Here is a 16,293-nt window from a genome sequence, read left to right as displayed (position 1 = left end):
CCGTGACACCCCTGTGAAAACCGCTGGGCACAGTTACTCCCACGGGGGAGAACGGGGGAGAACGGGGGCGACGGGGGCCGGGCACCCGGGAACGGGGGACACGGGGGAGCCCGGAGGGGGACGGGACGAGGGGCGCGCCGGCGGTGCGCCCCTCGTCCCGTCCGCCGTCCCCACCGGCGTGCGGCGGACCCTCAGGCGGGGCCCGCGCGCTGGTCCCGGCTGTCCTGCCGGAGCCGCTCGGTGTGCCGGGCGATGGTGGCGAGGCGGGCCGCCAGGTCGGGGTGGTGGCTCTCCAGGTGGGACCGGGTGTCGGCGAGCGGCGTGATGAGGGCGGCCGCGTCGTCGTCGGCGAGCGCGGCGTCCAGCGGCGTGCGGGCGCGGGCGGGCAGGTCGGTCAGCGCGGTGATCTGCCCGGCGAGCTGCCGCAGCGCGGCGGCGTTGCCCCGGGCCCAGGTGGTGACGGTGCGGTCGGCGGCGCGGCGGTCCCGGGTGGCCTGGACGCGCTGCTCGCCGGTGCTGCCCGGCGCCCCGGGGCGCACCCGCAGGTAGCGGCGTTCGGCGGCCTGGCGGCTGGCCACGCCCAGCGGCGGGGCGAGCTCGGCCCAGCTCGCGCCCGCCTGCCGGGCCGCTTCGATCAGCGGCGGTTCCCAGCAGGCGAGCTGTTCGCGCACTTCCCGCAGGGCCAGCAGGGCGGCCAGGGCCTGGTCGGCGGTGGGCGGGCCGCTCGCGGCGTCCGGGGCCCCCTCCCGCGGTATGCGGTCGGGGTGCCCGGCGTGCACGGCCTGCTGGATCGTGCGCAGGGCCGCGAGGGCGGCGAAGAAGGCGGGCGCGGGGACGCGGGCCTCGCGCGCGGCGGGTGACGGGTCGTCCGTCGGCACGGAGAACCTCCCTCCGGGGTCATCGTTCGCATGACGGTCGAGGTTGTCATCGTTCGGATGACATGCTACAAGAGAAGCAGGTGCCGCGCATTGGCAAGCAAGTACCTGACCTGTGCTGGAGGTGTTTCGTGATGTTGATGCGCACCGACCCGTTCCGCGAGCTGGACCGGATCACCCAGCAGTTCCTCAGCCCCTCGGGAACGTGGACGAAGCCGTCCGCGATGCCGATGGACGCCTACCGGGACGGCGACACGTACGTCATCGCCGTCGACCTGCCCGGAGTCGCCCCCGACGCCATCGACCTCGACGTGGAGCGGAACATGCTCACCGTCAAGGCGGAGCGCCGTCCCACCGCCCACGGCGACCACGTGGAGAGGGAGCTCTCCGAGCGGCCGCTGGGGGTGTTCTCGCGCCAGGTCATGCTGGCCGACACCCTGGACACCGAGCACATCGACGCCCACTACGAGAACGGCGTGCTGACCGTCCGCATCCCGATCAGCGAGCGCGCCAGAGCCCGCCGGATTCCCGTCGGCACCACGCCGCGCAAGCAGATCGGCGGCTGAGCGGCGAAGCTCCCGGCGGACGCACCGGCCGGGGCACCGGCCCCCGGGCCCCGGGCCCCGGCGCCGGAGCGCCGCACGCCGAATCCGCGCCGCCCGCCGGACCGCACGTCGGGGAGCGGTCCGGCGGGCGGCGGCGTGGCGCACGGGCGCCACCGGGGCGGTTGCGCGGTGCGCGGGCGGGAGCGCCGCGCTCAGCGGGCCGCCCGCACCCCCGGTGGCCCCGTCGGCCGCGGGCCGCGCCCCCTCCGGTCCCGCCGCCTCCGCACGGGCTCCGGCCGGGGCGCCCGCGCCACGCCCGCCGCCGCCCGACCGCCCCGTCGCCGCCCGGCCCACCGCCGTACGACCCCGCCTTCCCCCCGACCGACCCGACCGACCCGCTCCAGAAACCGAAAGGCCACGATCACCGATGCCCGCCACTCCCCAGGCCCTCCGCCCCGCTTCCGGCATGACGTACGAGCAGCTCCTCGCGCGCGTCCGGTACGACGGCGCCTACCCGACCCGGCAGCGGGCCGAGGACGTGACCCGGGCCGTCCTGGCCGCGCTGGGCCGCCGGCTCACCGGCGCGGTGCGCGACGAACTCGCCGCGTGCCTGCCCCCCGAGGCGGCCCGCGTGCTCACCGCCGAGGCGCCCGGCACCGACACCCTGACCGGCTGGGCCTTCGTCAAGGACCTCGCCACCCGCACCGGCGGCACCCTGGCCACCACGCGCTGGGACGCGGGCACCGTCCTCGCGGCCGTCGCCCGCCTGGCCGGTGACGACCTCCTCGACCGCGTTCTCGCCCAGCTCCCCTCCGGCTACGCCATCCTCTTCGGCCGCGCGGAGCTGACCCAGGCGGCCTGACCGCCCGCCCCGAAGTCCCCGACCGCCCGCGCCGGGACGCCTCGGCCGACCCGGCGCGGGGACGCGGCCGCCACCGCGCGGTGGACGGCGCCGGCCCCCACGTCCCACCGCGCCCCCTGCCGTCCGCGTCGTCCATGCTCGCCGGGGATGCCGGGCTTCCTGGCCTTCTCCACACGGCGGATCGACGCGGGCGCGTACCCGGGCGGCCTCGAGAAGCCCGCCGCCGCCTAGGCGTCCAGCCCCGCCAGGACGAGGGGCAGGCGCTCGTCGCCGTCCGGGGACTGGCGCACCGGGACGCCCCAGTCCTGCTGGTGGACGTGGCAGGCCGGGTACTCCGCCGCGGTGTCGTCGTCGCACGAGGCGGCCATCGCCGACACGTGCAGCACGCCCTCGGCGACCTCCGGGTTCAGCCGCAGCGCGCGGCGCAGCTCCGTGCCCGCGCCGCCGCCGTCGGCCAGCAGCTCCGGCGGCGTGGCACTGACCAGCAGCCGGGTGGCCGGACCGTACCGGGTGTCGAGCTTCTGCCCGGCCGGCGGGGTGAACACCACGTCCACCGTGAGCGCCCCGGACGCCACCGGGGCGGCCGCCCGCCGCGTGCGGTGCGCGACGGCGTCGACCGCCACCGCCTCCTGCGGCAACCGCAGCCGCGTCAGCCGGTGCCGCGCCGACTCCACGACGACGATCTCCACGCCGCCCGCGCCCCCGCCGCCGGTGCGGGCGTCAGCGGCACCGGCGCCCGCGGCCGCCGCCGCGCGCGGGAGGACGGCGCCGGACGGCTCGCGCAGGTCCGTCGCCAGCGTGCTCACCTCGCCGGTGGCCGGGTCGTAGCGGCGCAGCGCGTGGTTGTAGGTGTCGCTGACGGCCACCGAGCCGTCGGGCAGCGCGGTGACGCCCAGCGGGTGCTGGAACAGCGCCTGCTCCGCCGGGCCGTCCCGGTGCCCGAAGTCGAACAGGCCGGTGCCGACCGCGGTGTGCACGGTGCCGTCCCGGTCCAGCCAGCGCAGCGCGGAGGTCTCGGCGTCGGCGACCCACAGCCGCTCCCCGGTGGCCGCGAGACCCGAGGGCTGCGCGAACCACGCCTCGGCGGCGGGCCCGTCCACCAGGCCCTCGTTCGTCGTGCCGGCGGCGACCGCCACCGTCTCCGCCTCCGGGTCGTACGTCCACAACTGGTGGACGCCGGCCATGGCGATCCACAGCCGCCCGTCGAACCACGCCACGTCCCACGGCGACGACAGCGCCACCTCGCGCGCCGCGCCGCTCGTCGGCCCGCCCTGCCACCACTGCCGGCCGGTGCCCGCCAGGGTGCGGACGGTGCCGGTGGCCAGGTCCACGCCGCGCAGCGCGTGGTTCACCGTGTCCGCGACGACGACCTCGCCCGAGGGGAGCACCGCCAGCCCCTGCGGCTCGCTGAACCGCGCCGTGTCCGCCGGGCCGTCGACGAGTCCGCGCTCCCCGCTGCCCACCCGGCGCAGCACGGTCTCGCCGTCCGCCGCGAGCTCCACCAGCGCGTGCCGCGTGGAGTCGCTGACCAGGAACCCCCCGCCCGGCAGCGCCAGCGCCTTGCCCGGGAAGCGCAGGTCGGTGGGCTCGGGCTCCGGGGGCACGTACGGGCCGTCACCGCGCCGCAGCGTGCCCTTCGCCGCGTGCTCCGCCTCCAACTCGGTGACCAGCGTCTCGATGGCGTGCGCGTGCCCCTCCCCGGCGTGCTGCGCGACGACGTACCCCTCCGGGTCGATCACCACCAGCGTCGGCCACGCCCGCACCGCGTACTGCTTCCAGGTGGCCAGCTCCGGGTCGTCGAGCACCGGGTGGTGCACCGCGTACCGCTCCACGGCGTCCACCACGGCCTGGTGCTCGGCCTCGTGCGCGAACTTCGGCGAGTGCACCCCGACGACGACCACGCTGTCCCGGTGCCGCTCCTCCACCTCCCGCAGCTCGTCGAGCACGTGCAGGCAGTTGACGCAGCAGAACGTCCAGAAGTCGACGACGACGCACTTGCCGCGCAGTTCCGCGAGTGTCAGGTCCTTGCCACCCGTGTTGAGCCAGCCACCCTTGCCGATCAGCTCGGGAGCACGGACGCGGGGACGGCGCGGGGCGGGAGAGGCAGCGTTCATGCGCCCAGGGTGCCATCCCCGGTCGGCCGGGACCCACGGCACTCCGCCGCGGGCACCGGTGCCCCGCGCTCACGCCCGCCGCCCTCCGGCCGACCGGCGCCCGTGCCCCCGGCGGGGTGCGCGGGCGCGGCGCCGCACGCCCGCCCGGGGTGGCCGGAGCGGGCCGCCGGTGTCACAGCACGCGGTCCTTCAGGGCCGGGAACTCCTCGCGGACGGCGGCGACGCGCGCGGGGTCGAGGTCGGCGGTGACGACCTGCTCGGTGGCGTCGTCGGCGGCGGCCAGCGTCTCCCCCCAGGGGTCGATGACCGCGGTGCGCCCGGCCTGCGGGACGCCGGCGTGCGTGCCGGCCGTGCCGCAGGCCAGGACGTAGGCCTGGTTCTCCACCGCGCGGGCGCGGGCCAGCAGGTCCCAGTGGGCGGCGCGGGCGGCGGGCCAGCCGGCGGGGACGGCGAGCACCTGGGCCCCGGCGTCGGTGAGCGCGCGGAACAGCTCGGGGAAGCGGAGGTCGTAGCAGGTGGCCAGGCCCAGCGTCGTCCCGGCGGCCTCGGCGGTGACGGGGGCGGTGCCCGCGGACATCAGCGTCGCCTCGCCCCGGTCGAAGCCGAAGCGGTGGATCTTGCGGTAGGTGGCGGTGAGCTGGCCCTCGGGGGAGAAGACGAGGGAGGTGTTGTAGAGCGCGCCGTCGATGGCGCGCTCGACGACGGACCCCGCGTGCAGCCACACGTGGGCCGCGCGGGCGGCGTCGGCCATGGCCTGGACCGTCGGCCCGCCGGGCACGGGCTCGGCCTCGGCCTCGAAGCGGTCGAAGGCGAAGGCGCCGACGGACCACAGCTCGGGCAGCACCACGAGGTCGGCCTCGGTCTGCCGACGCACCAGGGAAGCCGCCCTGTCGCGGCGGGAATCGACCGGCTCGTCCTGATCGACACCGATCTGGATCAGTGCTGCTCGCACCGGGAGGACCTCCTTCGCTGCTCGCGTCCGCTCCGGGCGCCGCACCGTATGCCGATACGCCTACGATCGTCACCCAAAAGCGGTGCCCGGCTGCCCGTGCGCAGACTAACTTGAAGGGCACCCGCCCGCGAAAGCTCCGTACCGTTCCGTCCCACGAGGGGTCCCGTGACCGATCACCCGAGCCTTCAGCCCTACGTCGACTCCTGGACTCACTCGATCGAGGCGATATCCGCGCTCGTGCAGCCGCTCCCGGAGAGCGGGTGGAACCGCGCCACGGCGTGTCCCGGCTGGTCGGTGCGGGACGTCGTCTCGCACGTCATCGGCCTGGAGTGCGAGCTGCTGGGCGACCCGCGGCCGATCCACACCCTGCCGCGCGACCTCTACCACGTCACGGACGAGACGAGCCGCCGCATGGAGGTCCAGGTCGACGTGCGGCGGCACCACACGGGTGCGGAGATGACGGCCGAGCTGGAGTACACGATCATCCGGCGGGCCCGGCAGTTGCGCAACGAGAAGCGCGGCCCGGAGCGGACGCTGCGTCACCCGCTGGGCCACGAGATCACGTTGGAGGCGATGCTGCGGGAGCGCGCGTTCGACGTGTGGGTGCACGAGCAGGACCTGCGGCGGGCGCTGGGCGAGCCGGGCAACCTGGACGGGCCGGGGGCGTACGTGGCGCGGGACGTGCTGATCGAGGCGCTGCCGGAGGTCGTCGCCGAACGGGCCTCGGCGCCCGCGCGCTCGGCGGTGGTCTTCGACGTGCACGGTCCGGTGGAGTTCATGCGCACGGTGCGGGTGGACGAGAACGGCAACGGCTCGGTCAACGGCAGCCCCTCACTCGGTCCGGCGGTGACGTTCGGGCTGGACTGGGAGACGTACGTGCGCCTCGCCTGCGGCCGCGTGCGTCCGCAGGCGGTGGCCGACCGGGTGAAGGTCGAGGGCGACGAGCGGCTGGCCGACGCGATCCTGCGCGAGTTCGCCGTGACGCCGTGATCCCGTGACGCCGTGATCCCGTGACGCCGTGACGCCTGAGCCCGGGCTGCGTGCCGCCGGGCCCCGCCGGGGCGCCGTCGCGGCGGGCGGGCGGGGCCGGGGTACGGCCGGGTCCCTCACACCGGGACGTGGACGGCCTCCACGCGGCTGGCGACGACGCGTTCGCGCTCGCGCCGGTCCGCGCGCCGCCGCAGCCGCAGGATCTGGCTGAGGCCGAGCGCCTGGAGCACGAACACGGCCGAGAAGGCGACGCGGAAGGCGTCCCCCGTGACGTCCAGCAGCACGCCGATGGCCAGCAGCGTCGTCATGGACGCCGTGAAACCGCCCATGTTGACGATCCCGGAGGCGGTGCCCTGACGCTCCGGCGGGTTCGCGGGCCGGGCGAAGTCGAAGCCGATCATGGACGCCGGCCCGCAGGCGCCCAGCACCACGCAGAGCGCGACGAGCAGCGCCAGGGGCGCCTGCCCGGGCCAGGCCAGCACCGTTCCCCACAGCAGCGCCGTGGCGCCGACGGTGCCCAACGCCAGCGGCGCCCGGGCCCCGTGGTGCCGCGCGATCGTCTGTCCGTACACCAGTCCGATCACCATGTTGGACAGCACGACGACGGTGAGCAGCCCGCCCGCGCCCGCGATGGACATCCCCTGGGCCTCCACGAGAAACGGCAGTCCCCACAGCAGCAGGAACACCATGGCGGGGAACTGGGTGGTGAAGTGCACCCACATGCCCAGCCGCGTGCCCGGCTCCCGCCAGGCCGCGACGATCTGCCGCCGCACGTACCCGGGGCCGGTGTGGCGCACCGGGCCGGCCTCGTACCCGGGCGGCTGGTCCTTCAGGAACAGCAGCACCAGCACGAGCACCAGGGCGCCGCCCACGGCGCTCCCGGCGAACGTCGGCGTCCACCCGAAGGCGGTCAGCACGCGGGCCAGCACGAGCGTGGTGACGAGGTTGCCCGCCATGCCGATGAGCGCGGCCAGTTGGGCGACCAGCGGACCGCGCCGCCCGGGGAACCAGCGCCCGCCCAGCCGCAGCACGCTGATAAACGTCATCGCGTCCCCGCAGCCCAGCAGCGCGCGGCAGAGCAGGGCCACCGGGTAGGACTCGGCGAGCGCGAAGCCGAACTGGCCGCAGGTGAACAGCACGATGCCCAGCGACAGCACCCTGCGGGTGCCCCAGCGGTCCACGAGCAGGCCGACGGGTATCTGGAGGCTCGCGTAGACCAGGAGTTGCAGCAGGGAGAACGTCGACAGCGCCGAGGCGTTGACGGCGAACCGGTCCGCGGCCTCGATCCCGGCGACGCCCAGCGACGTGCGGTAGGTGACGGCGACGAAGTAGACGGTGACGCCCAGGCCCCACATCGCCACGGCGCGCCGGCCGCCGGGCGGGTCCCCGGGCGGCCGGGCGGCGGCCGTCACCGCAGGTCTCCGCGCAGCAGCCGGTGCACCGAGCTGACGTGCCGGTGGACGGCGGCCACGGCGGCCTCCGCGTCCCCGGCGCGCAGGGCGTCGAGGATCTCGCCGTGCTCGGTGAGGTTCTGGGCCACGCGGCCGGGGTGGGCGTGCATCAGCGCGACGCCCATGCGCAGTTGGCGGTCGCGGAGCTGGTCGTACAGGCGGGTGAGGATCTGGTTGCCGGTGGCGCGGACGATGGTGGCGTGGAAGCACCGGTCGACGACGGCGACCTGGGCCAGATCCCCGGCCTCGGCGAGCGCCCGCTGGCGCGCCAGCAGCTCCTCCAGCTCCGCGACGAGCCCCGGTGGCGGTGGCGCGGCTCTGCGCGCCGCGTGCTCCTCGACCAGCAGCCGGGTCTCCACGACGTCCCCGATCTCCTGCGCGGAGACGGGCAGCACGAGGGCGCCCTTCTTCGGGTACAGCCGCAGCAGGCCGTCCGCCTCCAGCCGCAGCAGCGCCTCGCGCACCGGGGTCCGCGACACCCCGACGGCCTCGGCGAGCTCGCCCTCCGTCAGCAGCGTCCCGCCCTCGTACCGCCGTTCCAGCACGCCCTGTTTCACGTGCCCGTAGACCCGTTCGGCGGCGGGCACGGGCTTGGCGGGGGCGTCGGCGGCGACACGCGCGGCGGAAGGCATGCACACATCTTAGATACAACAGGTATGCACGCCCGCCCCCCGTCCGCGATGCGATACGCCGACCGCTCGCCGCCGTGCGCCGGCCGCACCGAGGGAGCCCGCGGCGGGCGCGGCGCGAGGGCTCGGGGACGGTGCCGGGCGGGAACCCGGCGACGCCTCCCGCACACCGACGCCGCAGCGCGCAGCACCGTGGGCGGCACCGGCGCGGGGACGCCCGGAGTCGGGCAGCACCCTCAGCCGGAGCGGCACGCGGGCGGCACGGAGACGGCACGCGGGCGGCACGGAGACGGACGTACGCACGGAACGCGAGCAGGCCGAGCCCGCGCCACACACCGGAGCGGACGGCACGGCACCCAACCCCTCGGACGACGCCCGCGCGGGAGCCCCCGGGGGGGGCGGCCAGCGCCCACCCGGGCGGCGTCACGGGAGCCCCGGAGGGGCGGGCGGCGCCCGGGTGCGCGGGCTGCTCGAACGGCGCCGGGGTCAGCCCGCGTTGCCGGTGGAGACGACGAGCTTGACCTTGTCCTCGTCCGGGTCGAACGCCTCGTAGGGCTTCGGGGACTGCTTCAGGACGGTGTTCTTGCCGTAGATGTTCTCGTCCTCGTAGGACAGGTCGGTGTCGAGCACCCAGCCCGCCTCGCGGACGCAGTCCTTGACCGAGTCGATGTGGTGGAAGGTGAGGTCGGGCATGGACACGCGGTTGTCCTCCTCGTCCTCCTCGTCCCCCCAGTTGTAGTCGTACGCCTCGGTGCACTCCTCGGCGTCGATCGTCTTGGTCTTGTCCTCGTCCTTGAAGCCCGCGCCGTCGTCTTCGCCTTCGCCGTCCTGGCCGTCTCCGACCAACGTCGGGTCGGGGTCCGGGCCCGGCTCGCCGCCGGGGCCCTCGGTGGCGCCCGGCTCCTCCGTGGCCCCCTGGGTGGGCTTGGCCACCGGGTCGTCCCCGCCGTCGTTGAGCAGGTTGACGGCGACCACGGCCGCGATGATCACCAGGGCGGTGACCCCGGCCAGCGCGATCATCAGCACGCCGCGGTTGCCTCGGCCGCCACCGCCCGCGCCCGGGGTGCCCTGGGGCGGGGGCGTGGCGGGGCCCTGCGGGTGCGGGTAGCCGTAGGCGGGCGGGGGCGTGGCGTAGCCCTGGGGGTGGCCGGGCGGCGGGGTGGACGGGCCGTAGCCGCCCTGCGGCTGCCCGTACGGCGCCGCGTATCCGCCCTGTGCGCCCGCGGGCTGCCCGCCCATGCCCTGGCCGCCCATGCCGCCCATCGGCAGGGTGCTCGGCGGGGGCGGGGTGCCGGTGGCGCTGACCGGTGGGAAGACGGACTGCGCCACCCCCGCGCCGCTGCCGGGGGCGGGGCCGCCGCTGACGATCACCGGTGCCGCGCCCGCCGCGGCCCCCGAGCCGGCGACGCGGGCGCACTCGGCGCGCATCGCCTCGGCCGTGGGGAACCGCTCGTTCGGGTTCTTCCGCAGCGCGCGGGCGACGATCGCGTCCGCGGCGGGCGGGACGGAGCGGTTGATCGAGGAGGGCGCGACCGGTTCCTCCTGGACGTGCGCGTAGGCGATGGCCAGCGGGGAGTCGGCGTCGAACGGCAGCCGCCCGGTGAGCAGCTCGAAGAGCATGATGCCGACGGTGTAGAGGTCGGAGCGGGCGTCGACGCCGCGGCCGAGCGCCTGCTCGGGGGAGAGGTACTGCGGGGTGCCGACGACCATGCCCGTCTGCGTCATGGACGTCACCCCGGACTCCATCGCCCGGGCGATGCCGAAGTCCATGACCTTGACCACGCCGCGGCGCGTCATCATCACGTTGCCCGGCTTGATGTCGCGGTGCACCAGGCCCAGTTCGTGGCTGGCGTCCAGCGCCGCCAGCACGTCACCGGTGATCTTCAGCGCCTTCTCGGTGGGCATCGCGCCGTGCCGCCGGATGTCCTCGTCCAGCTCGGTGCGCAGCGGCTTGCCGTCGACGTACTCCATGACGATGTAGGGCACGACGGCGCCCTGGAGGGTGTCCTCGCCCGAGTCGTAGACGGAGACGATGTTGGTGTGCGCGAGCTTGGCGACGGCCTGCGCCTCGCGGCGGAACCGCTCGCGGAACGCGGCCTCGCGGCCCAGCTCCGAGTGGAGCGTCTTCACCGCGACCTGGCGGTCCAGCACCGAGTCGTAGGCGAGGTGGACGGAGGCCATGCCGCCCGCGCCCAGCAGGTCCCGGAGCTGGTAGCGGCCGCCTCCGACGGTGCCGCCCTCGAAACCGCCTGGCTGCGCGCCGCCGACCTCGCTCATGGTGCCTGTTCCCCCTCGGCGCCGCAGGCCCGGGAGCCCGGGCTCTGCGCATGTACGGTTGCTGTAGCTGCTCGGGCTTCCCCCATGCCAGCCCAAGTCTGCCCCAGGGGTGTGACGAGTCAAGCCACGTGCCCGTTCCGTGACCGGTTGCACGGGATGTGGCGGGCCCGGCGCCGGGGCGGAGCCGGCGCCGTGGACGCGACTTGCCACGCCCAACCCGCAGCGGCTTGGATGGCTCTTCCATCCCCCCACACGCGCGCCCGCACCCGGCGGGTTCCAGACACGGCGAGGACTGATGGGACAGACGCAGACCCCGGGAGGCCCCCAGGGCCCCGACGAGCCGGGCAACGGCGCGTCCACCCCGCCCTCCGGGTCCGAAGGGTGGGGGAACGGCGGTCTCGTCGGGGACGGCCGCTACCGGCTGACGCGGCGCCTGGGCCGGGGCGGCATGGCGGAGGTCTTCGCCGCCGAGGACGTCCGGCTGGGCCGCACCGTGGCCGTCAAGCTGCTGCGCGCCGATCTCGCCGAGGACCCGACGGCCAAGGCCCGCTTCACCCGCGAGGCGCAGTCCGTCGCGGGCCTCAACCACCACGCCGTCGTCGCCGTGTACGACTCCGGCGAGGACACGGCGGACGGCGCGACGGTGCCCTACATCGTGATGGAGCTCGTCGAGGGCCGCACGATCCGCGAGCTGCTGCTCACCGCGGACGCCCCGCCCCCGGACCAGGCGCTGATCATCGTCTCCGGCGTGCTGGAGGCCCTCGCCTACAGCCACCAGCACGGCATCGTGCACCGCGACATCAAGCCCGCCAACGTGATCATCACCGACACCGGCGCCGTCAAGGTGATGGACTTCGGCATCGCCCGCGCGCTGCACGGCGTCTCCACGACGATGACGCAGACCGGCATGGTCATGGGCACGCCGCAGTACCTCTCCCCCGAGCAGGCGCTCGGCAAGACGGTGGACGCCCGCTCCGACCTCTACGCGACGGGCTGCCTGCTCTACGAGCTGCTGACGCGCCGCCCGCCGTTCACCGGCGAGACGCCGCTGTCGGTGGTCTACCAGCACGTGCAGGACGAGCCGGTGCGGCCGTCGGAGGTCACGGACGGCGTGCCGCCCGAGCTGGACGGCCTGGTCATGCGGTCGCTGGCCAAGGACCCGGACGACCGCTTCCAGTCCGCCGAGGAGATGCGCGGCCTCATCGGGTACGCGCTGCGCCAGCTCCAGGAGCAGGGCAGCCACACCGGCGGCCTGTGGAACACCGGCTCGGTGCACACCACCGGCGCCACCCCGGCGATGGGGCTGGGCGCGGTGGCCGGGGCCGCGGGCGGCGGGTACGACGCCACCGCGCGGCTGGGCGACACCGCGGCGCAGCCCGGCATGCTGCTGGGCCGCCCCGACCGGGACGACTGGGGCCACCCCCGGGCGGCCTCCGGGGGCTACGACGGCGACCCCCGGGAGGGCGGCCGCGGCGGCAGCGGCCTGAAGTACGCCCTCGTCTCCTTCTTCGCGGTGCTCGCCGTGGCGGCGGGCATCCTGTTCGCGCTGAACAACACCGGTGAGGACGGCGGCGGCACGGGCCCGGTCACCGAGACCACCTCGGCCACCCCCTCCGACGAGGAGAGCGAGGCGTCGCAGGAGCCGGAGGACACGCCGTCGAACGAGGCGCCCACCGAGGAGGGGACGGGCGGCGGCTACCCGGAGCCCCGGGACCCGGGCACCCCGGACCCGCCCATCACTCCGCGGGAGCCCTCCGACGACCCGAGCGGTCCGTCGGGCGAACCGACGACCGGTGGCACGGACGGCGGCGGCACGGACACCGGCGGCGGCGACACCGGCGGTACCGACACCGGCGGCGGTGGCGAGACCGGCGGCGGCGACACCGGCGGCGGCGGCGACGACGCGGGCGGCGGCGGCGAGGCCACTGGCGGCGAAGCCAGCGGCGGGGACCAGGGCGGCGCCCCCGGCGGCGGAGGCGGCGACCCGGCCGGAACCTCGGGCGGCAACACCGGTGGCGGCGAGCCGGGTGGCACCGCGGAGGGCGTGGGCACGACGCCGTAACGCCCGGCCCCGCCCGCGGGGGCCGGGGCCGCCCCGGTCCCCTCCCGCACGGCGTGCGTCCCCACACCCCGGATATCGCCCACGCGGCTCGCGTCCGTGCGGCCGGGGTCCCGTCCGCACGGCTCGCTCCGTGCGGCCCGGACGCCGTCCGCACGCCTGCACGCCCGTGGCCGCGCGCTCCGGGGCCCCGCGCCCTCCGCCGGAGTCCCGCCGCCCCGTTGCCGCGGGGCCCGGCCCGGGAACGCCGGACGGACGGCTGCCCCGACCCGGCGCGTCCGGCGCGCGGGGGCGCCGTCAGTGGTGGGACTCGTCGGCGTGGAGGCGGGCGACGTAGGCGGCGGCCTGGGCGCGGCGCTCCATGCCGAGCTTGGCCAGCAGCCCGGAGACGTAGTTCTTCACCGTCTTCTCCGCCAGGTGCAGCCGCGCGCCGATCGCCCGGTTGGTCAGGCCCTCACCGATCAGGTCGAGGATGCGCCGCTCCTGGTCCGTCAGCCCGGCCAGCGGGCCGCCCCGGGGGGCGGCGCGCAGCCGGTCCAGCACGCGCTGGGTGGCCACGGGGTCGAGCAGGGAGTGGCCGGCGGCGACGTCGCGCACCGCGCCGAGCAGGTCGGTGCCCCGGATGGCCTTCAGCACGTACCCGGAGGCCCCGGCCACGATCGCCTCGAAGAGCGCCTCGTCGTCGGCGTAGGAGGTGAGCATCAGGCACCGCACCTCCTGGTGCCGGGAGCGGATCTCGCGGCAGACCTCCACCCCGCTGCCGTCGGGCAGGCGCACGTCGAGCACGGCGACGTCCGGCCGCACGGCCGGGATGCGGGTGAGCGCCTCCGCCGCCGTGCCGGCCTCGCCGACGACCTCGATGTCCGCCTCGGTGGCCAGCAGCTCGCGCACCCCGCGGCGGACGACCTCGTGATCGTCGAGGAGGAACACCCGGATCTGACCCGATTCGCCCACAACGCCAGTCTCACATACTGATCCCCCGCTTGCTCTTCCCGAAGCCCGTCCCCCTCGGATAACGTGCGCTTGTCCTTCGGGCCTGCAAGGCTGTGACCAGTGACGTTCCCGGCTGACCCCCACCCCACGCGCGGTTTACTTGGAAATCCAAGGAAAATTGCAGGTCAGAGGTGCTTCGCACCCATACGGGAAGACTGGGTAACGTGCCCTCGGCGGGCCGTCGAACGGGACAAGCTGTCACCGCTCGGGCCGACCGCGCCGCACCCCACCCCGTGCGCCGTAGCGGCACCGGGCGAGCCGCACTGGCTCATCCGGAGACCCCGGGGGCCGGACAGACGGAGGAGCACACGTGACCGTGGAAAGCACTGCCGCGCGCGGGACGACGCGCAGCAGCGGAAAGCGCACGGCGGCCAAGACGCCCGCCAAGAAGGCGCCCGCGAAGCGGAAGGCCGCGCAGCCCACCGCTCCGGCCGCCCCCGCGCAGCCTGAGCTGGTGCAACTGCTCACCCCCGAGGGGGAGCGCGTCGAGCACCCTGACTACGCCATCGACCTGAGCCCGGACGAGCTGCGGGGCCTGTACCGCGACATGGTGCTGACGCGTCGCTTCGACGCCGAGGCCACCTCGCTCCAGCGCCAGGGCGAGCTGGGCCTGTGGGCCTCGCTGCTGGGCCAGGAGGCCGCGCAGATCGGCTCCGGCCGGGCGCTGCGCGACGACGACTACGTCTTCCCCACCTACCGCGAGCACGGTGTGGCCTGGTGCCGGGGCGTGGACCCGGCGAACCTGCTGGGCATGTTCCGCGGCGTGAACAACGGCGGCTGGGACCCCAACAGCAACAACTTCCACCTCTACACCATCGTCATCGGCTCCCAGACGCTGCACGCCACCGGCTACGCCATGGGAGTGAGCAAGGACGGCGCGGACTCGGCCGTCGTCGCCTACTTCGGTGACGGCGCCTCCAGCCAGGGCGACGTCGCGGAGGCGTTCACCTTCGCCGCCGTCTACAACGCGCCGGTGGTGTTCTTCTGCCAGAACAACCAGTGGGCGATCTCCGAGCCCACCGAGAAGCAGTCCCGGGTGCCGATCTACCAGCGCGCCGCCGGCTACGGCTTCCCCGGCGTGCGGGTGGACGGCAACGACGTGCTGGCGGTGCTGGCGGTGACCCGGGCCGCGCTGGAGCACGCCCGCTCCGGTCAGGGCCCCATGCTGGTGGAGGCGTTCACCTACCGCATGGGCGCCCACACCACCTCCGACGACCCGACCCGCTACCGCACCGACGGCGAGCGGGCGGCCTGGGAGGCCAAGGACCCGATCCAGCGGCTGCGCGCCTACCTGGAGGCCGAGGGCCTGGCCGACGAGGCGTTCTTCGCGGGCCTGGAGGAAGAGAGCGAGGAGCTGGGCCGCGGCGTGCGGGAGAAGATCCGCACCATGCCCGACCCCGACACCATGGCGATCTTCGAGAACGCCTACGCCGACGGGCACGCGCTGATCGACGAGGAGCGCGCGCAGTTCGCCGAGTACCTCGCGTCCTTCGCCGACGACCCCGCCGACTCCGCCGCCGAGAGGGGCAACTGACCATGGCTGCTGCGAAGAGTTCCGGCCAGCTCCCGATCGCCAAGGCGATCAACGAGTCGCTGCGCTCGGCCCTGGAGGCCGACCCCAAGGTCCTGGTCATGGGCGAGGACGTGGGCAAGCTCGGCGGCGTCTTCCGCGTCACCGACGGGCTGCAGAAGGACTTCGGCGAGGACCGGGTCATCGACACCCCGCTCGCCGAGTCGGGGATCATCGGCACCGCGATCGGCCTGGCGCTGCGCGGTTACCGCCCGGTGGCCGAGATCCAGTTCGACGGCTTCGTCTTCCCCGCCTACGACCAGATCGTCACCCAGCTCGCCAAGATGCACGCCCGGGCGCTGGGCAAGGTGCGGCTGCCCGTCGTCATCCGCATCCCCTACGGCGGCGGCATCGGCGCCGTCGAGCACCACAGCGAGTCGCCCGAGGCGCTCTTCGCGCACGTGGCGGGCCTGAAGTGCGTCTCGCCCTCGAACGCGAGCGACGCCTACTGGATGATGCGCCAGGCCATCGAGTCCGACGACCCGGTGATCTTCTTCGAGCCCAAGCGGCGCTACTGGGACAAGGCGGCGGTCGACACCTCCGCCATCCCGGCCCCGCTGCACCGGGCGCGGGTGGCCCGCGAGGGCGGCGACCTGACGCTCGCCGCCTACGGCCCGATGGTCAAGACCTGCCTGGAGGCCGCGGCGGCCGCCGAGGAGGAGGGCCGCTCGCTGGAGGTCGTGGACCTGCGCTCGATCTCACCGATCGACTTCGACACGGTGCAGCGCTCGGTGGAGAAGACCGGGCGCCTGGTCATCGTGCACGAGGCGCCGGTGTTCCTCGGCGCCGGCGCGGAGATCGCCGCCCGGATCACCGAGCGGTCCTTCTACCACCTGGAGGCCCCGGTGCTGCGCGTCGGCGGCTTCCACGCGCCGTACCCCCCCGCCCGGCTGGAGGAGGAGTACCTCCCCGGCCTGGACCGGGTGCTCGACGCCGTCGACCGCGCCCTGGCGTACTGAGAGGGCTGAGGAGAGTC

13 protein-coding genes are annotated in these 16,293 nt (G+C 75.3%); 6 read left to right on the top strand and 7 right to left on the bottom strand.

Translation table 11 applies throughout. The features are described 5' to 3' along the window. Positions 1–191: 191 nt before the first annotated feature. Positions 192–878, bottom strand: coding sequence for a type III effector protein (locus tag OSB71_RS04135; protein WP_265944251.1), 687 nt, complete (start codon positions 876–878; stop codon positions 192–194). A gap of 131 nt (positions 879–1,009) precedes the next feature. Here OSB71_RS04135 and OSB71_RS04130 point away from each other — a divergent pair, with 131 nt between their 5' ends. Together OSB71_RS04130 and OSB71_RS04125 are read left to right on the top strand one after the other, a co-directional pair. After that, positions 1,010–1,441, top strand: a complete 432-nt coding sequence (locus OSB71_RS04130) for an Hsp20/alpha crystallin family protein (RefSeq protein WP_265944249.1) — start codon at positions 1,010–1,012, stop codon at positions 1,439–1,441. A 406-nt stretch (positions 1,442–1,847) separates the two neighbouring features. After that, entirely contained in the window at positions 1,848–2,282 is a 435-nt protein-coding gene (locus tag OSB71_RS04125) for a DUF2267 domain-containing protein (protein WP_265944247.1), read from the top strand. 227 nt (positions 2,283–2,509) lie between these two features. Here the strand turns inward: OSB71_RS04125 and OSB71_RS04120 are convergent, their stop codons facing one another. Both OSB71_RS04120 and OSB71_RS04115 read right to left on the bottom strand, forming a co-directional pair. Beyond that, positions 2,510–4,396, bottom strand: coding sequence for an NHL domain-containing thioredoxin family protein (locus tag OSB71_RS04120; RefSeq protein ID WP_265944245.1), 1,887 nt, complete (start codon positions 4,394–4,396; stop codon positions 2,510–2,512). A gap of 172 nt (positions 4,397–4,568) precedes the next feature. After that, entirely contained in the window at positions 4,569–5,348 is a 780-nt protein-coding gene (locus tag OSB71_RS04115; RefSeq protein ID WP_265944243.1) for a carbon-nitrogen family hydrolase, read from the bottom strand. Positions 5,349–5,513: 165 nt separating this feature from the next. Between OSB71_RS04115 and OSB71_RS04110 the strand changes: the two genes are divergently transcribed. After that, the gene (locus OSB71_RS04110) at positions 5,514–6,338 is read left to right on the top strand and encodes a maleylpyruvate isomerase family mycothiol-dependent enzyme (RefSeq protein WP_265944240.1); all 825 of its coding nucleotides are present in this window, start codon (positions 5,514–5,516) and stop codon (positions 6,336–6,338) included. Positions 6,339–6,454: 116 nt separating this feature from the next. Here the strand turns inward: OSB71_RS04110 and OSB71_RS04105 are convergent, their stop codons facing one another. The 3 genes from OSB71_RS04105 to OSB71_RS04095 all read right to left on the bottom strand — a co-directional run bounded on the left by OSB71_RS04105 (position 6,455) and on the right by OSB71_RS04095 (position 10,695). Continuing rightward, positions 6,455–7,693 carry an MFS transporter gene (locus tag OSB71_RS04105; RefSeq protein WP_265944339.1) on the bottom strand — a complete coding sequence of 413 codons (1,239 nt, stop codon included), beginning with the start codon at positions 7,691–7,693 and terminating at the stop codon, positions 6,455–6,457. A 53-nt stretch (positions 7,694–7,746) separates the two neighbouring features. Next, on the bottom strand, positions 7,747–8,421 hold the full coding sequence (locus OSB71_RS04100) for a GntR family transcriptional regulator (RefSeq protein WP_265944238.1): 675 nt from the start codon (positions 8,419–8,421) through the stop codon (positions 7,747–7,749). Between the two features lie 483 nt (positions 8,422–8,904). After that, positions 8,905–10,695, bottom strand: a complete 1,791-nt coding sequence (locus tag OSB71_RS04095; protein ID WP_265944236.1) for a Stk1 family PASTA domain-containing Ser/Thr kinase — start codon at positions 10,693–10,695, stop codon at positions 8,905–8,907. A gap of 295 nt (positions 10,696–10,990) precedes the next feature. Between OSB71_RS04095 and OSB71_RS04090 the strand changes: the two genes are divergently transcribed. Further along, complete coding sequence (locus OSB71_RS04090) at positions 10,991–12,757, top strand: protein kinase domain-containing protein (RefSeq protein ID WP_265944234.1); 1,767 nt, start codon at positions 10,991–10,993, stop codon at positions 12,755–12,757. Between the two features lie 294 nt (positions 12,758–13,051). Here the strand turns inward: OSB71_RS04090 and OSB71_RS04085 are convergent, their stop codons facing one another. After that, positions 13,052–13,708 (bottom strand): response regulator, encoded by a 657-nt coding sequence (locus OSB71_RS04085; protein ID WP_265944232.1) that lies wholly within the window; start codon positions 13,706–13,708, stop codon positions 13,052–13,054. A 349-nt stretch (positions 13,709–14,057) separates the two neighbouring features. Between OSB71_RS04085 and pdhA the strand changes: the two genes are divergently transcribed. Together pdhA and OSB71_RS04075 are read left to right on the top strand one after the other, a co-directional pair. Further along, a complete protein-coding gene (gene pdhA, locus OSB71_RS04080; RefSeq protein ID WP_265944230.1) occupies positions 14,058–15,281 on the top strand; it encodes a pyruvate dehydrogenase (acetyl-transferring) E1 component subunit alpha in 1,224 nt (407 codons plus the stop codon). 2 nt (positions 15,282–15,283) lie between these two features. Next, positions 15,284–16,276 (top strand): alpha-ketoacid dehydrogenase subunit beta, encoded by a 993-nt coding sequence (locus tag OSB71_RS04075; protein ID WP_265944228.1) that lies wholly within the window; start codon positions 15,284–15,286, stop codon positions 16,274–16,276. The last annotated feature ends 17 nt before the right edge of the window (positions 16,277–16,293 follow it).

This window comes from Streptomyces marinisediminis, from assembly GCF_026262575.1.
Taxonomy (GTDB): Bacteria; Actinomycetota; Actinomycetes; order Streptomycetales; family Streptomycetaceae; genus Streptomyces; species Streptomyces marinisediminis.
Note: the sequence above shows the minus strand (reverse complement) of the source record. Positions and strands in the feature narration are given on the sequence as shown.

Excerpts from the sequence above, each read along its gene's own strand:
- OSB71_RS04130 (WP_265944249.1), top strand. The coding sequence starts at position 1,010 with ATGTTGATGCGCACCGACCCGTTCCGCGAGCTGGACCGGATCACCCAG.
- OSB71_RS04125 (WP_265944247.1), top strand. The coding sequence starts at position 1,848 with ATGCCCGCCACTCCCCAGGCCCTCCGCCCCGCTTCCGGCATGACGTAC.
- OSB71_RS04120 (WP_265944245.1), bottom strand. The coding sequence starts at position 4,396 with ATGAACGCTGCCTCTCCCGCCCCGCGCCGTCCCCGCGTCCGTGCTCCC.
- OSB71_RS04105 (WP_265944339.1), bottom strand. The coding sequence starts at position 7,693 with ATGTGGGGCCTGGGCGTCACCGTCTACTTCGTCGCCGTCACCTACCGC.
- OSB71_RS04100 (WP_265944238.1), bottom strand. The coding sequence starts at position 8,421 with ATGCCTTCCGCCGCGCGTGTCGCCGCCGACGCCCCCGCCAAGCCCGTG.
- OSB71_RS04095 (WP_265944236.1), bottom strand. The coding sequence starts at position 10,695 with ATGAGCGAGGTCGGCGGCGCGCAGCCAGGCGGTTTCGAGGGCGGCACC.
- OSB71_RS04090 (WP_265944234.1), top strand. The coding sequence starts at position 10,991 with ATGGGACAGACGCAGACCCCGGGAGGCCCCCAGGGCCCCGACGAGCCG.
- OSB71_RS04075 (WP_265944228.1), top strand. The coding sequence starts at position 15,284 with ATGGCTGCTGCGAAGAGTTCCGGCCAGCTCCCGATCGCCAAGGCGATC.